Source organism: Vibrio sp. 10N.222.52.B7, assembly GCF_041474275.1.
GTDB lineage: Bacteria > Pseudomonadota > Gammaproteobacteria > Enterobacterales > Vibrionaceae > Vibrio > Vibrio crassostreae_C.
This window is the reverse complement of record NZ_JBFRTU010000147.1, coordinates 1553-2005: the sequence shown is the minus strand read 5'-3', so window position 1 is coordinate 2005 and position 453 is coordinate 1553. Positions and strand designations below refer to the sequence as shown.

Genomic DNA, 453 nt, shown 5'->3' with positions numbered 1-453 from the left:
AGTCGTTTTGTAGCACATACTTTCTCACCAGGAAACATTGTACATATACACTCATAAGTGAATCATCATTTAGGGGTATTTTACCCAACTGGAAGGGTACAGAGCCACTTGCAATGGTCAATTTTCAATCACTTACACCCAATTGTTAAGAAAAGCGTCGCTTTTTTTTGACATTAAACAAGTTAAGTCGGATTATCTATTGCAGATGTATACTGGATTCTGTAATTTTACTACCAGTTATCTTTAATCAGAAATTAAGTTGTGGAGCAACTACAATGACTATCAAAGTAGGTATTAACGGTTTTGGCCGTATCGGCCGTTTCGTATTCCGCGCAGCTCAAGAGCGTGCAGACATCGAAGTAGTAGGTATTAACGATCTAATCGACGTAGAGTACATGGCATACATGCTTAAGTACGACTCAACTCACGGCCGTTTCAACGGTACTGTTGAAG

At 39.3% G+C, this 453-nt stretch carries 1 protein-coding gene; it reads left to right on the top strand.

Annotation, left to right across the window (positions count from 1 at the left end; all coding sequences use genetic code 11):
• Window positions 1-224: 224 nt before the first annotated feature.
• Window positions 225-453 (top strand): glyceraldehyde 3-phosphate dehydrogenase NAD-binding domain-containing protein (locus AB4512_RS21830; protein WP_408063697.1); only part of this gene is annotated, 229 nt, incomplete at its 3' end.